The organism is Carnobacterium gallinarum DSM 4847 (assembly GCF_000744375.1).
Taxonomy (GTDB): domain Bacteria; phylum Bacillota; class Bacilli; order Lactobacillales; family Carnobacteriaceae; genus Carnobacterium; species Carnobacterium gallinarum.
This window is the reverse complement of sequence record NZ_JQLU01000005.1, coordinates 1,975,866-1,994,397: the sequence shown is the minus strand read 5'-3', so window position 1 is coordinate 1,994,397 and position 18,532 is coordinate 1,975,866. Positions and strand designations below refer to the sequence as shown.

At 34.4% G+C, this 18,532-nt stretch carries 17 protein-coding genes; 4 read left to right on the top strand and 13 right to left on the bottom strand.

Features of this window, described 5'->3' with window-relative positions:
• Nucleotides 1-130: 130 nt before the first annotated feature.
• From BR43_RS14020 to BR43_RS14000, 5 genes are all read right to left on the bottom strand, one after another.
• Entirely contained in the window at nt 131-1,450 is a 1,320-nt protein-coding gene (locus tag BR43_RS14020; protein ID WP_169741065.1) for a dihydrolipoyl dehydrogenase family protein, read from the bottom strand.
• A 69-nt stretch (nt 1,451-1,519) separates the two neighbouring features.
• Nucleotides 1,520-2,551, bottom strand: coding sequence for a sensor histidine kinase (locus BR43_RS14015; protein ID WP_034563005.1), 1,032 nt, complete (start codon nt 2,549-2,551; stop codon nt 1,520-1,522).
• Nucleotides 2,548-3,237 carry a response regulator transcription factor gene (locus BR43_RS14010; RefSeq protein WP_034563001.1) on the bottom strand — a complete coding sequence of 230 codons (690 nt, stop codon included), beginning with the start codon at nt 3,235-3,237 and terminating at the stop codon, nt 2,548-2,550. Before BR43_RS14010 ends, BR43_RS14015 begins: the two co-directional genes overlap by 4 nt.
• A gap of 84 nt (nt 3,238-3,321) precedes the next feature.
• Complete coding sequence (locus BR43_RS14005; RefSeq protein WP_084679943.1) at nt 3,322-3,768, bottom strand: DoxX family membrane protein; 447 nt, start codon at nt 3,766-3,768, stop codon at nt 3,322-3,324.
• A complete protein-coding gene (locus BR43_RS14000; RefSeq protein ID WP_034562999.1) occupies nt 3,768-4,526 on the bottom strand; it encodes a DM13 domain-containing protein in 759 nt (252 codons plus the stop codon). The genes BR43_RS14005 and BR43_RS14000 overlap by 1 nt, the downstream gene beginning before the upstream one ends.
• Nucleotides 4,527-4,901: 375 nt before the next feature.
• Here BR43_RS14000 and BR43_RS13995 point away from each other — a divergent pair, with 375 nt between their 5' ends.
• Nucleotides 4,902-6,347, top strand: coding sequence for a glycoside hydrolase family 1 protein (locus tag BR43_RS13995; protein ID WP_034562997.1), 1,446 nt, complete (start codon nt 4,902-4,904; stop codon nt 6,345-6,347).
• 48 nt (nt 6,348-6,395) lie between these two features.
• Here BR43_RS13995 and BR43_RS13990 read toward each other — a convergent pair whose 3' ends face one another.
• From BR43_RS13990 to BR43_RS13975, 4 genes are all read right to left on the bottom strand, one after another.
• Nucleotides 6,396-7,019: an alpha/beta fold hydrolase gene (locus tag BR43_RS13990; protein ID WP_034562994.1), complete on the bottom strand. Its 624-nt coding sequence runs from the start codon at nt 7,017-7,019 to the stop codon at nt 6,396-6,398.
• A gap of 471 nt (nt 7,020-7,490) precedes the next feature.
• A complete protein-coding gene (locus tag BR43_RS13985; protein ID WP_034562992.1) occupies nt 7,491-7,694 on the bottom strand; it encodes a hypothetical protein in 204 nt (67 codons plus the stop codon).
• A 241-nt stretch (nt 7,695-7,935) separates the two neighbouring features.
• Entirely contained in the window at nt 7,936-8,184 is a 249-nt protein-coding gene (locus BR43_RS13980) for a hypothetical protein (protein WP_034562990.1), read from the bottom strand.
• Nucleotides 8,185-8,217: 33 nt separating this feature from the next.
• Complete coding sequence (locus tag BR43_RS13975; protein WP_034562988.1) at nt 8,218-9,333, bottom strand: 3D domain-containing protein; 1,116 nt, start codon at nt 9,331-9,333, stop codon at nt 8,218-8,220.
• Between the two features lie 172 nt (nt 9,334-9,505).
• On the opposite strand from BR43_RS13975, the gene BR43_RS13970 reads away from it, so the two are divergent.
• Complete coding sequence (locus BR43_RS13970; RefSeq protein ID WP_034562986.1) at nt 9,506-9,979, top strand: nucleoside 2-deoxyribosyltransferase; 474 nt, start codon at nt 9,506-9,508, stop codon at nt 9,977-9,979.
• 223 nt (nt 9,980-10,202) lie between these two features.
• Here BR43_RS13970 and BR43_RS13965 read toward each other — a convergent pair whose 3' ends face one another.
• Nucleotides 10,203-10,997: a putative ABC transporter permease gene (locus BR43_RS13965; RefSeq protein WP_034562984.1), complete on the bottom strand. Its 795-nt coding sequence runs from the start codon at nt 10,995-10,997 to the stop codon at nt 10,203-10,205.
• 198 nt (nt 10,998-11,195) lie between these two features.
• On the opposite strand from BR43_RS13965, the gene BR43_RS13960 reads away from it, so the two are divergent.
• Together BR43_RS13960 and BR43_RS13955 are read left to right on the top strand one after the other, a co-directional pair.
• A complete protein-coding gene (locus BR43_RS13960) occupies nt 11,196-12,950 on the top strand; it encodes an ABC transporter ATP-binding protein (protein ID WP_034562982.1) in 1,755 nt (584 codons plus the stop codon).
• A complete protein-coding gene (locus BR43_RS13955) occupies nt 12,943-14,694 on the top strand; it encodes an ABC transporter ATP-binding protein (protein WP_034562980.1) in 1,752 nt (583 codons plus the stop codon). The genes BR43_RS13960 and BR43_RS13955 overlap by 8 nt, the downstream gene beginning before the upstream one ends.
• A 134-nt stretch (nt 14,695-14,828) precedes the next feature.
• Here BR43_RS13955 and BR43_RS13950 read toward each other — a convergent pair whose 3' ends face one another.
• From BR43_RS13950 to BR43_RS13940, 3 genes are all read right to left on the bottom strand, one after another.
• Nucleotides 14,829-15,587 (bottom strand): MerR family transcriptional regulator, encoded by a 759-nt coding sequence (locus tag BR43_RS13950; protein WP_034562979.1) that lies wholly within the window; start codon nt 15,585-15,587, stop codon nt 14,829-14,831.
• Between the two features lie 111 nt (nt 15,588-15,698).
• On the bottom strand, nt 15,699-16,388 hold the full coding sequence (locus BR43_RS13945; protein WP_034562977.1) for a histidine phosphatase family protein: 690 nt from the start codon (nt 16,386-16,388) through the stop codon (nt 15,699-15,701).
• An 88-nt stretch (nt 16,389-16,476) separates the two neighbouring features.
• The gene (locus tag BR43_RS13940) at nt 16,477-18,366 is read right to left on the bottom strand and encodes a beta-glucoside-specific PTS transporter subunit IIABC (protein ID WP_034562975.1); all 1,890 of its coding nucleotides are present in this window, start codon (nt 18,364-18,366) and stop codon (nt 16,477-16,479) included.
• Between the last annotated feature and the right edge of the window lie 166 nt (nt 18,367-18,532).

Below are 18,532 nucleotides of genomic sequence, written 5' to 3'. Positions count from 1 at the left end.
CTATACCTCTCAAATTGGCTTTATTGTATAGCTTTTCTGGCAATTTGTAAAGAAGTATACGCACAAACGTTCTTTTTTATAAATAAAAAAGGCTCCTACTCAAGAAATAGAAACCCATTTTACAACTATTTCAAGCTAAAATTTCTTTTAAGCTATCTTGAACCGTTGGAAAAATTAAGATACTCTCGCTTAGCTTGTCCCCTGTTATTTGATTTGTTAATAAAATAGTTAAATCATTAACAAGAACATCTGCCTCATTACTTAGAATCGTTGCATTCACCAGTTGATTATTGTTATCAAATTCCAATAATGAAGGAACTTCTTTTTCATAATGTAAGTTGAATGTGAATGAGCTTTCAGCTAAATCAACATATTTTTTAGAATGAACGATTGAATTTGTAGTCACCTTTGCCATTCTCGGGAAAGAAAAAACTGCTGTTGATAGTACGGGATAGTTAATCGGTTGCTCTGTTTTCCCTAAAAATAATTGCCCCACATAATGCCCTTCCAAAATAGCCGTAGTCGTTAGTTTAGGTACACTTTTACTGACACAATCTCCGATAGCATAAATGTTTTCATTTTCTGTTTGCAAATATTCGTTTACGATGACCCCATTAGAATCGGTTTTCACACCGACTAAATCTAAGTGCATCTTTTCAAAATCACCCGATCTCCCAATCGCAGAAAGGATATAATCTGATTTAATGATGCCTTTAGTCGTATGAGCAATTAGAGTCTCCCCATTTATTTCAACCTCTTCAACACTAGCATCAAATACAAATTTAATTCCTTGCTTTTGCATTTCATCCACTAATTTTGACACTATTTTTTGTGGAAATTGTCTTAATGGTCGATTGTTCCGATGAATAATAGTTACATCACTTCCAGCTTGATTCGCGATGGAGGCCAGCTCAAAGGCTATATATCCACCACCAATGATTAGCATTTTTTTAGGAAGCTCCTCTATCTCGAAAAAATGATAACTATCGTGAATCCATTCATTTCCATGTATCTCGGGAATTACAGGCTTTTGGCCTAAAGCTAAAATTATTTTTTCTGCCTGCACCTCGGTTTCATCTACATACAATCTTCCTTCTTTAAAATGACCAAATCCATTTTTCGTATCAATTCCTGTACGTTCAAAACTTGATTTTAATTCATGAGACAAGGGAGATATCAGTTTATTTTTAAACGCCATTAATTTCTGCCAAGACATCTCTTCAACTTTTCCGACGCCTACTCCTTCCATTTTTTTCGTTTTATAGTGTTGAAAAGCTGCATTGCTAAAAATTTTCTTAGGATCACATCCTCTATTCGGACAAGTTCCGCCCCATAAATCATTTTCAATCATACAAACTTTTTTACCACTTTTTGATAAGGTTATTCCCGCATTCCAAGCCGCCTGTCCACTTCCAATTATCGCAACATCATATTCCATCTTATCCTTCACCTCGTCCTCACTTATGTTCTTCCTCTTGATATTTTCAACGAACTCATTCATTTTGATTATGCCGATACATCAGTAACTATAAGGAATTTTAATATAAAACGTACTGCCCATTTCAATCTCTGAAAATACAGAAATAGAACCACCGATATTTTGAAGTAACTGTTTATTAATCGACAATCCTAATCCATGTCCGCCAGTTTCTAGGTTTCTAGATTTCTCCACACGGTAGGTTCGCTTAAAAATATTTTCCTGTTCCCTTAAGGAGATTCCTTGCCCATAATCTTTTATACGAATTTCTACATAGTTCAGTTGTTCAATTATTTTAATTTTGATAGATGTGCCTGACTGAGAGTATTTTAAACTATTGTCAATCACGTTATATAATATTCGGTAAATAGAGGATTCATCTGAATAAATAGGTTTTGTCATATCCATTCCATCAACACTGATTTCTCTTTTAGAATAATCAATCTTTCCTTTGAAGGCATTTAAAACTTTAATTAAAATCGTATCTAACCAAATCTCATCTTTTCTACTTTCTAATGCAATTTTATCGCTTTCTACAACTTGAAATAGCTCATCTGATAAATCAGAAATTCGGTAACAATTATCTAAAACTGCTTGAAGATAATATATTTTTTCAGACTCTTCCAATATATCATCAGATAAGGCTTGTCCTAGTGCAATAAGGGAAGATACGGGCGTTTTAATATCATGAGAAAGGTTGCAAATCATTTCACTTTTTTCTTTCTCTACTTGTTTTATTTGAGTAACTTGTTTTTCCAGCTGGTTCACCATTTGATTATAATCCTTTAATAACATAGCAATTTCCTTAATCAACGTTTTATTAGGAATGGTTATAAATTCACCCGCTGCGTTCTTTTGACTCGTACGTTGCAATACTAAAAGGACTTTCAACATAGGACTCATCACAAGATAATTCACACAAGATAAAATCAGTGTGATTGTTAATACTGCTAATATAACGATATTAGCTGTCTTTTGATCGACTATCATCGCTTCTACAAAGTACATCGTAATCATTAGTACTAGCAACAATATCCCAATATAAGTAAAGTAAAGTGTTTTTCTTAACGTCATTTTATTCCCTCAATTTTATACCCTGTTCCCCACACCGTCTTAATCATCGGTGCATTTTCAGCATCAGCAACTTGATTTAATTTCTCACGCAAACGATGAATATGAACGTTTACTGTATTTCGATCATTCTCATAGTGACTGTTCCAAACAAGATTCAAGATTTCTGACTTTGAAAAAACTCTCTCTGGATCTTTTGCTAAAACCCACAACAACATGAATTCTTTCGTCGTTAAATCTAAGGAGTCATTACCAATTTTTGCAATTCGACGGTCTAAATCCATTTCAAGATTATTTATCTTAATCGTATTATCTACTTCACCATACACTCTTCGTAGAATATTTTTGACTCTCAAAACAAGCTCCAATGGATTAAAGGGCTTTGTAATATAGTCATCCGCACCTAACGTTAATGAGTACAACCTATCCTGATTGGCATTCTTAGCTGTGATAAAAATAAATGGAATTTGTTCATTCTTTTCCAATATATCAATCATAAATTCATATCCATCAATTTCTGGCATCATAATATCCGTTATGATTAAATCAATATTTTCAGTATTGAAAATTGCAAAGGCTTCTTTTGCGCTAATTGCTTGATACACTTTATAGCCTTCTTTTTCTAGATACTTTTTAGAAATATCAATAATTGTTTTTTCATCGTCAACCAATAAGATCGTTTGTTTCATTTCCTCACTACCTTTTTAATAAATAGTGCAAACTAAAGAAACTTCCTCAGCTCACACTATTTATCCAGATTTATCCTACTTGTTTTAAGTCATTCTTTCACGTATGTTTAACTTGTCTAAAGCCGTCCATAATGTATAGCTTAATGTTTGAGGATACCAATTTAATAAAATGATACTGCCAACTAATAAGAAGGGATAAATATAAATCATATTCGATAACCAAAAATTAATTAACATCAGGCATGCCCCTAAGATTGCGCCCCTAATTAAGACGCCAAAAATCAATCCTAAGCCAACCGCAATTTCTCCTGCTGGAATCAATAAGTTAAATAAAGCAATGTTATTGCTAACAACATGCTCAAAGAACTCTTGATACCACATTGGTGAATCACTTCCATTTGCAATTGTATTCACTAGACCTTGAATATTGAAATGTGCTTGGAATTTAAACATCCCCTGTTGCAACCAAGAAAGCCCCACTATAATACGGACAATTGTGATAACATATAGTGTAAATTTATTTATTCCCATTATAGTACGGCTTCGCCAAAGAAAATATGAGCCTGTTCACAATAAATCGCTACTTTTTTATATTCCTTTAAATCAATACCATCAGGAAGTGTAAATGTTTGGTCTTCTTTATTTAACTCAAGTTTTCCTACTTCTATCCCACCGTCAATCTGATCGTCTTTTATTAAATAAACATGCAAATCAGGTCCATCATCTGTTGTGAAATTAGAAAGCATCACTTTATTTCCTTCTATTGTTACTTGCCCTTGAACATTTTTTTCATTTAATCCGGCAAATTTTCCTGTTAATGAAGTACTGGTATTCGTTGTTCCTAATTTTTCATACGTTGCACTTCCAAATAGTTCATGTGCTTTATTACAATAAATCAAAATAGTATCATACTCTTCAGGATTGATATCTGATAAATCAAAGGTTTGCTCCTTTTTATTAAGATCAATTTTTGCAATTTCTTTAGCCTTTTTACTATCTGTTCCTTTACTTAGATAGACACGTAAATCAGGCCCATCATCTGTTGTAAAATCACTCAACATTAACTTTCCCTTTTCAATTGTGGCTTTGCCTTTTACAGAATGACCATTTTCACCTTTGAACACACTACTAATACTAAGTGAACTATTTTCTGCTTTTGGCGATTCTGTTACAACTTTTGCTGTGCTACTTTCTTGGCTTTTACTCGCAGGTGTAGAGTTTCCTTTGCCACATGCTGCTAGTAAGATTGTTGCTAATGACAGTGTTACGATTATTTTTGTTGCTTTCATTCTTGTTCTCCCCTTTGTTAAATTTTGTGTTTTCAACAGTCAACAAATTCCTTTTACATGCGAATAAAACTTCACTGCATCTGCTAGTTGTTTGTTTAGTAAAAACATAAAAATTTCAGTAATTTATACTACTGCCAAAGTATAGCAAACAAAAATTAACTGTTTCTTACTTGATTCATAACTACCGCTTAATTTCTACATTGCATTAATTTTTTTCAAAAAAAGAAGACATCACCACTACTTGTAACCCTTTATAATCAAAGACTTCATCAACTTCTTTTCAAACGATTGCCATTTATTTTGAACTTTCGCTTGACATGTAATGCATCACATAGTTTAAACTAAAGGAAATAAATGAATTGAGGTGCTTTTTTTATGACAAATAATCAATCAGTTTTTCCTAAAAATTTCCTATGGGGTGGCGCTACAGCAGCGAACCAATTAGAGGGTGGATACTTAGAAGATGGCCGAGGACTTTCGGTTGCAGATGCCTTACCAGGCGGTAAAGAGCGCTTTAAAATTGTTGCACAACCAGATTTTAACTTTGAAATTGATGAAACTAAATACGTTTATCCAAACCATAATGGAATCGATCATTACCATCGTTACCAAGAAGATATCGCTTTATTCGCAAAAATGGGCTTTAAAGTCTATCGTTTGTCTATCGCATGGTCACGTATTTTCCCTAAAGGTGATGAATCAACGCCTAATGAAGCTGGTTTAGCTTTCTATGATAAAATTTTTGACGAGTGTTTAAACTATGGAATTGAACCTGTTGTAACGATCTCTCATTATGAAATGCCGTTACATTTAGCAACTGAATATGGTGGTTGGGGCAATCGTAAATTAATCGATTTTTATGAAACATATGCTCGCGTTGTTTTAGAACGTTACCATGAAAAAGTAAAGTATTGGATGACTTTTAATGAAATTAATAGTGCCTTACATTTCCCCGTAATGAGCCAAGGTTTAACTGTAAAATCTGGTGCTAATGATAAACAAACTGTCTACCAAGGTCTGCATAATCAATTTGTTGCCAGCAGTAAAGCAACAAAAATCGCCCATGAACTAAACCCGGATTTGCAAGTTGGGTGTATGATTATCTACGCAACAACATATGCATATGATTCAAATCCAATCAATCATTTGAAAGCTATGGACTATACACAAAGTTTTAATTTCTATTGTGCTGACGTTCAAGCTCGTGGTGAATACCCGCATTACGCAAAACGTTTATGGTCTGAAAACAATGTAACGCTAGATATTCAACCAGGTGATTTAGAATTATTAAAAGCACATCCTGTTGATTACATTGGTTTTAGCTACTATATGTCAACTGTTGTAACTACTGATGAAGCAACCTTAGCAAAATCAGAAGGAAACTTATTATCTGGTGTTAGCAATCCATTCTTGGATGCTTCTGATTGGGGATGGCAAATTGACCCAGTTGGATTGCGTCTTGCTTTGAATGAATTATACAGCCGTTACAACAAACCCTTATTTATTGTAGAAAATGGGTTAGGTGCATACGATACATTGGATGAAAATAACTATGTAGCTGATGATTACCGCATTGATTATTTACGTAGTCATATTGTCGCAATGGGTGAAGCAATTGCAGATGGCGTTGATTTAATGGGGTATACTCCTTGGGGATGTATCGATTTAGTTAGCGCTTCAACTGGTGAAATGTCAAAACGTTATGGCTTTATCTATGTTGATTTAGATGATAATGGAAATGGTACTGGCGATCGTTATGAGAAAAAATCATTTAACTGGTATAAAAAAGTTATTGAAACAAACGGAACGGATTTAGCTTAATTCTGCGAAAGAGGCATCACAAATCAATGTGATGCCTCTTTCATTTGGTTATATGTAGAATGAATCAAGCATCTCAGCTAACTCTTTAGGCGCTTCTTTATTTAACTCATGCCCCGCTTGCGGAACAAATTGACATTCCGCATTGCAAATTTTTGCGGCGAGTAAATTTGCAGCATTTTTATTCGCTTGATCTTTTTCCCCACAAATAATGACTGTCTTACAACTAATTTCTTCTAATTGCTGACTAAAATCCAAATCTACCATTGAGCTAGTTAACCCTAGAAAAGCTTTCTTTTCAAAACCCATTTTTTTAAAAAAAGACTTTGGTATAAATTGAAAAATAACATTTTGTGCCTTCAATAATCCTTTGGGCATCTTGGCTTGTCCACCTATTAAAACTAATGAATTCACTTTTTGGGGATTGTCGATTGTGTAGTTCAATGCTAAAATAGCTCCTAAAGAAAGCCCACAGAAGTTAATTGGTTCTGAAATTGCTTCACAATACTCCTCCAAAGACTGATACAAATTTTCATAAACTGCAGGCTTTCCCATTAATAATGATAGTAAATCCAGGGCAATGATATTCTCACGTTTACTTATGTTCATGAAAGAAATAGTTTCATCCCAACTGGATGCATCCTGTCCAAGCCCATGTATAAAAATAGTCGTCATTTTTGATATCCTTTCTCAATCCAGAATTGTTACTGCTTTCATTTTATCATATCTTGTAAATCTTATCTGTATTTATTTAGTTACTTATTGGATGGGATGTGGGATTTAGATTTCCATTTTCTCCTTAAAACTCTTACAACATAAGCCATTTTTAAATTTTTTCATTTCAAAGACACATTAAATTACTAGAAGTAACTTCTGCATCATTTTCTTATTCTCATGCAAATGAGCTTATATTCTATTTAAAATAAATTAACGTTATTACTAGAATAAATAGCGAGAACTACAAAATAATTCTACTAACGAAGGCAAAGTAAAATGAAACTACTTGAAGAGTTGAATGTCAGATTACTGATTAAATGGATCAAGTTCAAAAATTTCACAAAAAGCTCCTTTGTATATAATTTAAAAAAATCAAATTAGTGACTATGTTAAAAACTACCGATCTTTTGAAGGCACTAAAATCTGATTTTATAGGTTCAATGCAAACCAATTTCGTTCTTCATCTACTAGAAGATGCATTTTTTTCATCAGAAAATCAACCTTCTTTGCTTTTTTTAACATACTTTCTTCATACATTCTCGTTATACTACAAGAGTAGTAAGGATTACATTTACTACTAACCAATGTAATCCGAAACGCTAAACTAACTTTTTTAATTTTTTTCATTTTCATTACACTCCTCCAAACTGTAGTGAATAACTCCTTTTTGCTACCTGCTCTCTACAGGTAGCTTTTTATTTGCCTTTCTTTTAATAATTCTTGCTTTACTCACATAATTTGAACGAAAATCAATTTGTGCTTCATTCTACATAATGTAAGATTGTTGTCGTATTCTCTTTAAACAATAGGCGTTTTCAATTCTTTACTATCAAAAAAAGTGTTCATGATTTTACTCATGAACACTTTTTTTAGTTTATTGTTTTTTTGTGCTAAATAGAAACAATTCGTTAAATGTATTGTAATCAACATAACCAACTACAACATCTTGATAAACAAATTTCTTACCTAGATTTACAGTTCCAGCTTCATATGCAGTTTTTGCTGCTAAAGCAATCTCTTGGTAAAATTGATCAATATCTGTAATTTCACCTTTTTCTGCTTCCCATTTATCAAGAAAAGCATTCTCGTCTTTTTCATGATAAAAATCAATATCAACTGTCACTGTCTTTCACCCGTTTCTATTTCTAACTTATTTTTAGTCTAAAATTTTAATTGTAATCGTTCGACGTCCCCAAGCTAAACATTCAGCAACTGTAGGGAAATGAATATCAATTTTATTTCCTTTAATGGCCCCACCAGTATCAGCAGCAATTGCAACACCATAACCAGGAATTTCTACACGTGTACCGATTGGGATTACTCGAGGATCAACAGCGATAACCATTGAGTTTACTCGTAAATCAGTTCCATTAGAAGTAAAGAAACCTAATCCAGCTTGAGTATATGAATACCCAGTTGATGAAACAATCATTGATCTGCCAGCACCACCGGCACCTGATTGATCTGTTGGATTGGCTGGAGCAGGTGTAGGCGCTACTACATCGTTCTTAGGAGTTTCCGTTGGACTTGCAGCAGGTGCTGCAGTTGCAACTGTCGAAACTTTAGCGGCTTCTGCTTGTTTTGCTAGTTCTTCTGCTTGTTTTTTCTTTGCAGCTTCTTCATTCAAACGAGTTTGTTCCGTTGCTTTTTGTGCATCTAATGCATCTAACGCACCTTTGTTTTCGTCCATTGTTTTTTGTAAACTAGCCATTTTTGAATTTAAGTCAGTTGTATCTTTTGAAACTTGTTCTTTTTGACTAGCTAATGTCGTTGCATCTTCACGTAATTTTTCTTCTAAATTAGATAACTCGTCTTGCTCTTTTTTAGCTGATTGTAAATTTTCAGTATCAGCTGACTGTAAAGTAGCAATCATATATGCACGACTTAAAAAGTCCGTTACGTTTTCTGATTGAAGAATCATTAAAATCATACTTTTATTCGCTTCAGATGTTTGAAGTGTTTGCAGTCTTTTCTTCGCTTGAGTAATACGTTCGTCAATATTTGCTTGCTTCGCTTTTATTTTCTCAGCGGTATCTGTTAAACTTGCTTGTTTTTCAGTAATTTTTTGATTTAGATTTTCTATTTCTTGGTTTTTATCATTTAATGAAACCAATGTTTGACTAATTTCGCTATCAACTGCAACTATACTTGCTTTTTTTTCTTGTTGCGCTTTGCTAATCTCATCAAGAGACGCCGCGTGTCCAACATTTGCTATTAAATTTACACTAAAAAACGCAAGAACTGTATATACAACTAGTTTTCGTAATTTCACTTAGTTTGACAACACCTTTCGTTAATGGTTGAACCATACTCCTACTTTGATACTTCCCATATTATATCGAATAATATTCGCTTTTATATTTCACAAAGATTACTTTTTGTTACAATCAGGTTTTAAAGGTATACTAGATGTGTAATAAAAGATATTAGGAGGAAGAAAAATTATGTCAAAAATTTATTTTGCTAGTCCGCTATTTTCTGAAATGGAATTGCTCTATAATCAACAATTGGTAGAAAAGATACGTATAGCTTATCCAAAAATCGACGTATATGTTCCTCAAGAACAGATGGAAATCAATGATAAAAATGCCTATGCAGATGCGAAAACAATTGCTAAATATGATACAGATGCTCTTTTATCTAGTAACTTAATGGTCGCTGTTTTAGATGGAGCAAGTATTGATGTTGGTGTGGCTACTGAAATTGGAGTGGCTTACCAAGCTGGAATTCCTGTTTTAGGTCTTTATACAGACTCTCGTCAACAAGGCGCTACCAATCATAAAAAACTAGATGCGTTGCAAGAAGTTGCTGAATCACAGTTTGCCTATATAAATCTTTATACAGCAGGTTTAGTAAAATTAAATGGAGCAATTTATTCCACAAGTTCAGCTTTAATTGATGCTATCGGGAAGTACTAACGAAATTAAAAACTTTACTAAAAAAATAAGAGTTTTTTATGGATTTCCATAAAAGAACTCTTATTTATATTTCAATTTGTCTTTTTCCCAAGCCTTTTGTAACGATTTAGAAATCATTCTGTTACAAACAAGAAACAATACGCTGTTTTTTTATAAAATTTAACCTTTTATTAACAAAATGCGGCTATTTTCTTAATAAGATAGCGAAAAACAGTTCATTTCATTAACGTTTCACCTTTTTTTGTACTTCTTTTAGATCTTTAAAGTTTTTTATACTTGGGACATTCAAATTAGAAAAAGAACGCAACATCCGTTTTTGATTAAAATTCAACTTATCAAAATGAGCTTTTAATTCTGTACTTTGTTTCACTTGATTTAGCCAGTTCTCTCTATTTGCTTTAAATTGCTCTAGCTCATGTCCGACTAATTCTCGTGTTTCTGTCATTTTATCAAGTGCTTCTGTTCGTCGTTCCTCAACTTCCTCAGCTAAACTAGTAAGCTTTTGTCGGAAACCTGCCATTGATACAACTGAATAACAAAGATCAGCTAACATAATCACTATAATTAAAAGAGGCAACACTAAGCCAAAATGACTGATTAAATCATCTACCATTTGACTAACTAGCGGTTGAATCACCTTGACAATAAAGACACAGCCAATGCCCCAAAATAAAGAGACTGGCAATGCGATACGCCCATTTAGATTTAGCGGCACATCTTTATAGTCCCACCAAGTTGTATGGAATAATTTTTCCAATACATAGCTAGTTATATATTCTAAAATCGTTACCGTTACCGCTGAAAATACATAAAGAAATAAAAGATTATTTTGATAAGGTTCGATAAAATAAAGAACTGCTAGAACCCCAAAACCATAGATTGGACAATAAGGTCCCACTAGAAAGCCTCGATAGACAAATTTCTTAGCTTTTATGGAACAATAAACCGTTTCCCATAGCCATCCGATAACTGCATAAGTAAAAAATAAGAGCAAAATCCGTTCAAATGATTGATCCATTCAGTTAACCACCTTTATGTTTTATTATATTTATCATACTGACTTGTGCATTTTTTAGCAAGCTATAACCGTTTCAATTTTAGTTTGGAAAAAGAAAAATTATTTAGGGTTATGCTATAATAACTTAGAAAAGTTCTAAACAGAACGATACTTATATTCGCTACAATTATCTTTTTACCAATAGAAAGGAGTTTTCAATTGATTGCTTTATTACGTTATGCCAAAAAATACCGATTGCAGATGATTATTGGTCCCTTTTTCAAATTTATCGAAGCTGTTTTTGAATTGTTTCTACCATTATTAATGGCCAAATTAATTGATCAAGGAATCAACAAAGGAGATACTGCATATATTTATAAAATGGGAGGTTTAATGTTGGTCATGTCCATTATCGGGCTGATGTCTGTTTTTATTTGCCAATATTCAGCTTCGATTGCCTCTCAGGGATTTGGAACAGAGCTTCGGAATGAGTTAATGAAGAAAATTAATTCATTTTCACATAAAGAAATTGACCAATTTGGGACATCCACCTTGATTACTCGAGCAACTAACGATATTAATCAAATGCAGCTTGCCTTAGCAATGCTGATTCGCCTAGTCATTCGAGCGCCCTTCTTAAGTATTGGTTCTGTCATTATGGCAATCTATGTAAGTCCAAAACTTGCTTTAGTTTTTGCGATACTTTTGCCTTTATTTTGTGTGATTCTTTACTTTATTATGACTAAAACCATTCCTCTTTATAAAACCGTTCAAAAGAAAGTAGATCGTTTGACCCAAGTTGTGGGAGAAAATCTAAGCGGTGTGCGAGTTATTCGGGCCTTTGCTCGTGGAAATAAGGAGAAAGAACGCGCGGAAGAAGTTAGCGATGACTTAGCAAAATCTTACATTCGTGTTGCGAATTTATCGGCTTTAATGACTCCCGCAACTTCATTCATTATGAATGGAGGCATTATGATTATTCTATATGTTGGTGGATTTCAAGTAAACACGGGTAGCATGCAACAAGGAGAAGTCCTAGCATTAATTAATTATGTTATGCAGATGTTACTAGCCCTAATTATTGTCGCCAACTTAGTAGTAATTTTTACTAAAGCAACTGCTTCGGCAGCTCGTATTAATGAAATTTTTGATACTGAAGTAGCCATTGTCAATCTAGAAAATTCACGTTCATTTGCATTAACAAGCTCTCAACCAGCTATTCAATTTACCAATGTTGATTTTAAATACGCCGAAGCTGGTGCAAATTCTTTAGAAAAAATTAATTTCACTTTAAATCCAGGAAAAATAATAGGAATTACGGGACCAACTGGTAGTGGAAAAAGTAGCTTAATTAACTTGATTCCCCGTTTTTATGATGCTACCGTTGGCACTGTTTCGATTTATGGAACGGATGTAAAAGAATTTGATTTAGCGAGTTTACGTCAACAAATCGGTTATGTTCCCCAAAGTAGCAGTTTATTTACTGGGTCTATTGCTGAAAATCTTCGTTGGGGCAAGCCAGATGCAACAGATGCAGATTTGCAAATGGCTTTAGAAATTGCTCAAAGTGCTGAATTTGTTAACGGCCTAAAAGACGGTATTCACTCTCAAGTTCATGAAGGTGGAAAAAACTTTTCTGGAGGTCAACGTCAACGTTTAACTATCGCTCGCGCCTTGGTAGCACAGCCAGCTATTTTAATTATGGATGATTCCTTAAGTGCATTGGATTACCAAACGGATCTCAATTTACGTCGTGCTTTAGCAAGTCGTTTAAAGAACACTACCGTTGTGATCGTCTCTCAAAGAATTAGTTCAATTCAAGCTGCTGACGAAATTCTTGTTTTAAATGATGGAAAATTAGCAGGAAAAGGAACTCATTCAGACCTATTAGTCTCTTGCGATATGTATCGCCAGATTTATGAATCTCAAAGCGATACAGATTCTGAACACGATGGAGGTGCTAAAAATGAATAAAAAGAAGTTTCAACTAACCGACCTTAAACGTCTTTTGCCATATATGACTCATTATCGGAGTTCGATTTTTGCTGCTTTACTCTGTGGAGTCATTGGCGGTACAGCTACTATTGCGGCTACTTTTTATACTGGTAAAGGAATTGATGCGATTATTGGAAAAGGTCAAGTGGAATTTTCACAGCTTTTCCATATTATTCAACTCCTAGCTCTTACTTATCTATTAGCAATCGTGACTCAGTGGTTAATTAGTTATTTTTCAAATAAAGTATCCTTTAATGCTGTTAAAGATTTACGAATTGCAACATTTGATCGAATTAATCAGTTGCCTTTAAGTTTTTTTGATAACACTCCTCACGGCAATATTATTAGTCGTTTCACTAATGATCTAGATAGTATTTCTGATGCTGTTAGTATTACCTTAAACAACTTATTTTCTGGTGTGATTATTGTCTTTGTTTCGTTAGGATTTATGCTCTATCTTAGTCCACTTTTAACGCTGATTGTATTATTTACAACACCTTTGGTTTTTATTATCGCTTGGATTGTTGCTCGTTTATCACAAAAAAACTTTACCAAACAACAGCAAATCGTTGGTGAAATCTCTGGTTATGTATCAGAAATGGTAACCAATCAGAAAGTTGTTAAAGCCTTTACTCATGAAGAACAAGTAGAAGATAGTTTTAAAGAAATTAATAGTCGACTTTATTTTTGGGGACAAAAGGCTCAATTTACCTCATCGATTACCAATCCTTCAGCTCGTTTTGTCGATCATCTTTCTTATTTACTGATTGGGACAATTGGAGGAATTTTAGTTGTAACAGGTAATGGGACGATTACTGTTGGGATTGTTTCAAGTTTTGTCATTTATTCGGCTCAATTTTCAAAACCCTTTATTGAACTTTCAGGTATTACCACGCAAATTCAAACAGCCGCGGCTGGATTACGTCGTGTTTTTGAAATTTTAGATGCTACACCTGAAATTCCAGATCCAGCAACTGCCTTGTCTTTAGAACATGCAGCAGGTCGAATTGATTTCAAACATGTTCACTTTAGCTATCAAAAAGACCGTCCTCTCATTCAAGACTTAAACTTAAGTGTTGATGCAGGTGAAACAGTTGCCATTGTTGGACAAACTGGTGCTGGAAAATCAACTTTAGTCAATCTATTAATGCGATTTTATGAGTTAGACAGTGGATCAATTGAAGTCGATGGTGTAGACATTAAAGAATACACCAGAGATAGTTTGCGCCGTTCATTTGGCATGGTTTTGCAGGATACATGGCTGTTCTCAGGCACTATTAAAGAGAATATCGCTTATGGAAATCCAGCCGCTACGGAAGAAGATATTATTATTGCGGCTAAAGCTGCTTTAGCTCATTCTTTTATTGTCAAGATGCCTCATGGATATGATACAATCATCGGAAATGGTGGTGTTTCTGTTTCGTCAGGACAACGACAATTATTAACTATCGCTCGCGCAATGCTCGCAAATCCACCGATGTTAATCTTAGACGAAGCGACTAGTTCTGTAGATACCTTAACAGAAATGCAAATTCAAACGGCCTTCCTGCGAATGATGCAAGGTCGGACTAGTTTTGTGATTGCCCATCGTCTTTCAACTATTCGAGAAGCCGATATTATTCTGGTTATGGATAAAGGTAATATTGTTGAAACAGGTACACATGAAGAGCTCTTAAAAATTGATGGTTACTACCATCGTTTATATGCTGCACAATTTGAATAATTCAAAAATACCACTAAATCATGGTTTTAGATTTAGTGGTATTTTTATGCTTTATTTTGTCTTAATTGACCTATAATAATTGCAATGAAGAAAATCCCCCCAAGCAAACATTTTGAGGGGGCTTTACATTTTGACTAGTTTGTATATTCTATAATCGCATCTCGTAAAAATTCAGCCGCCTTTAAGCCTGCACGTTCATCATAATACGCAGTAAAACGCGGATCAGCTACATACATTTCTGCCAAACCACGATGTGCTTCTTTGGAATAACTTCCCCAAGTATAACCTAACCAGTCACGATGCATCTCTGCTACTTTTTGACCTACTTCACTTCCTGGATCACCTGTTTTCATTGCTTCACGTAATTCATCAATTAAGTCATCACCTAATTGCTCAAAAGCTTGGTAGCGTTCTTGACTCATTCCAGCCATTTTTTGATTTGACGCTTTCACCGCTTGCATCCCATATTTTTCACGAATTTCTGCACCATATTGGACTTCGTTTTTTTCTATTAATTCTTTCTTAAAGCCTTCAAATTTTTCTTGATCCTTCATCTTACTCAGTCCTCTTTTCGCTTGCAAGGTTTTTTCAACGGTTGCAATTAATTGATTCAGTTGCTGTTGTTCCTTTAAAAGTTGTTGGTAATGTTCCATTAAAGCTACTTCATTATCAAAATCAGGAGCATCTAAAATTTGTTTAATTTCTTCTAATGGTAGCCCTAAACTGCGATAAAACAAGATCTGCTGCAAACGATCAACCTCATTGCCTCCATAAATTCGATAACCTGATGAATTAATACGTTTAGGTTTTAATAAGTTGATTTGATCATAAAATCGGAGCGTCCTCCCACTTATTCCTGCAAGCTCACTTAATTTTTTTACCGTATATTCCAACTTCAACACCTCCTGACAAAAACTAGTTTACACCTATACGTTACGTCAAGCTCAAGTCATTTGCAAATAAAAAAGACAAAAGTTACACTAGCCACCTTTGCCTCCCTTTTATTAGACCCAATAATCTGTTGATCCGACTTTTTCAACGGATAATGCTCCAGCTTGATAGGTTAATTTCGTAATTGTAGCATTTTGAATATCCGTTTTTATCAGTCCTTCAACTAAACCAGATAGCAACGCCGCAATAGTCATCCCATGGCTAACAATCAAAATATTGCCTCCACCCAAAAGTTGCACTTCTTTGGCTATTTGGATTAAAGCTTTCGTTACACGTTTTTGAACAGTTAGAAAATCTTCAGCAATCCCTAACGTATCCGCATTCACAATAGCTTTCATTCCCGCTTGGATACTTTCTGGTGTTGTTGCTGTCATCATTGCCTCAATGGTGTCATGACCTAATGATTCAGCCATATGTTGCCACATCCGTTCATTCGTATCTCCTTCAAAAATGCCAAAACAAGCTTCTCGAATTTCTTTAGATTCTTGTAGCACTAAGTCTGTGCTATGTTGATTATGAGCTAAGACAATTTGAGCAGTTTCCCTTGCACGACCTGCATCACTAGAATAAGCGATAACAAATTCATACTCTTTTAAGCCGCGTCCTAATTTTTCAACACCAGCTACACCTTCTGGAGTTAACGGCGTATCGCTCCAACCTTGAACCCGCTCCATCTTATTAAACCAAGTTTGTCCATGTCTTGCTAAATAAATCGTTGTTGGTAGTGTCTCTACTTTACTCATTTTAATTGATTCCTCCCTCAATTAAGAAAAATCACTTACCCAAAGGCAAGTGATTTTCCTTGTTACATTTATCTTACTTGTTTAAAGGTTAAATGACAACCGTCATCAAGTAATCTTGTGTTGCAACATCTGACTCTTCTGTTGTTAATACATCTAAAAAGTCTTTTGAATTTGTAATGACAATTGGCGTAATTACTGGATAGCCCGCTGCTTTAATTTTCTCAATATCAAAGCTAACTAACGACTCGCCCACTTTTACTTTTTGGCCTTGTTTGACATGAGTTGTAAAACCAACACCATCTAATTGAACAGTATCCATTCCAATATGCATCAAAACTTCTGTACCTTCATCAGAAATAATACCGATTGCATGACCTGTTGGGAAAACAATTGTCACTTCACCATTTACCGGGGAAACCAATTCTCCGACTGTTGGTTCAATTGCAAGGCCTTTTCCTAATGCTCCTGACGAAAAAGCTTCATCTTTCACTTCTGATAATGGGAAGATTTTTCCTGCTAGTGGACTTTCAATTACTTCTTTTTCAATATAAGTTCCAGCATCTGTGTCATTGTTTAACTCTTCAGTTGTTGCTGTTTGCGTTCCTGCAACAACAGCTGGTTCAACATCTTGGAAACCTAATACTAATGTTAAAACTAATCCGATGACAAATGAGATCGCTGTTGCGATTATCGCAACCATTACATTTGAAGAAATGGTTGGATCTGTACTAATAAATGATGGCAAGCTTAGCAAACTAACTAATCCAAAAGCAAAGTTTTTAACACCAGCAAAACCAATGATTCCGCCACCAATTGCGCCACCAATACATCCGTAGATAAATGGTTTTTTTAGTTTTAAAGTAACACCATAAACCGTTGGTTCAGTAATTCCGAATAAAGCAGTTAATGTTGAAGAACCTGCTAAAGTTTTCATTTTTGTATCTCTTGTTTTGAAGAAAACCCCTAATGCTGCTCCACCTTGTGCTAAAACAGCTGGCAATAACATTGGTACCATTGTATCGAAACCAGCTTGTGTTAAATTGGTCATCATAATTGGAACAAAGCCCCAATGCATACCGAAGATAACTAATACTTGCCAGAAAGCACCCATAAAAGCACCAGCAATCATTGGGCTTAGTCCGTAAATTAAGCCATACACATATCCTAAACCATCGCCAATAAATCCACCTAAAGGACCAACTGCGATAAATGTTAATGGAACCATTACTAATAATACTAACAACGGTACCGCGATAATTTTGATAAATTCAGGAATTACTTTAGCAAAGAAACGTTCTACATAGCTTTGAATAAAGACTGCTAAAATAATTGGAATAACGGTTGATGCATACGACATCAACGTTACTGGAATTCCAAAAAATGTAATTGGAACCGCAGCCGCATTTGCAGCTTCCATTACTGGATGCATTAATGCAGCAGCTAAACCGACAGCTACATATTGATTTGTTTTAAATTTCTTAGCTGCAGTAAAGGCTAAGAAGAATGGTAGGAAATTAAAAATCCCATCTGCTGCGGCAAAAAGAACTTTATAGGTTCCGGTTTCAACTGATAATACTTTCGTAACGGTTAATAATGATAGGAATCCTTTTAAAACCCCAGCACCTGCCATCGCTCCTAAGAACGGTGTAAAAATCCCAGAAATAACATCGATTAGAGTTCCCATAATAGTGCCTTTTTCATTAGATTCATTTGCTTCAGAAGACGCATTATCTAGATTTGAGATAGCCATTAAATCTTTATAGACTTCATTTACATTACTACCAATAACAACTTGATATTGTCCGCCACTTTCAACGACAGTAATAACACCATCATGTGCCTCTAATGCTGCACGATTTGCCTCATTTGTATCTTTTAATTTGAAACGTAAACGAGTCGCACAGTGAACGACTGAATTTATATTTTTTTCTCCACCAACTAAGACTAAGACGTCTTCAGCAATTTTTTTATTTTCCATGTTTCTCTCTCCTTCAATTAAATTAATAGTAAGCTAATTTTTTTAATGCTGCAGCCAAATCAAGTAGCTTGCTTGACACTCATTTAAAATAAAAAACCTAAATTGATAATAAAAATAGCATCTAAAAGACCTACTTTTATTATTAATTTAGGTTTTGCCTGCATCA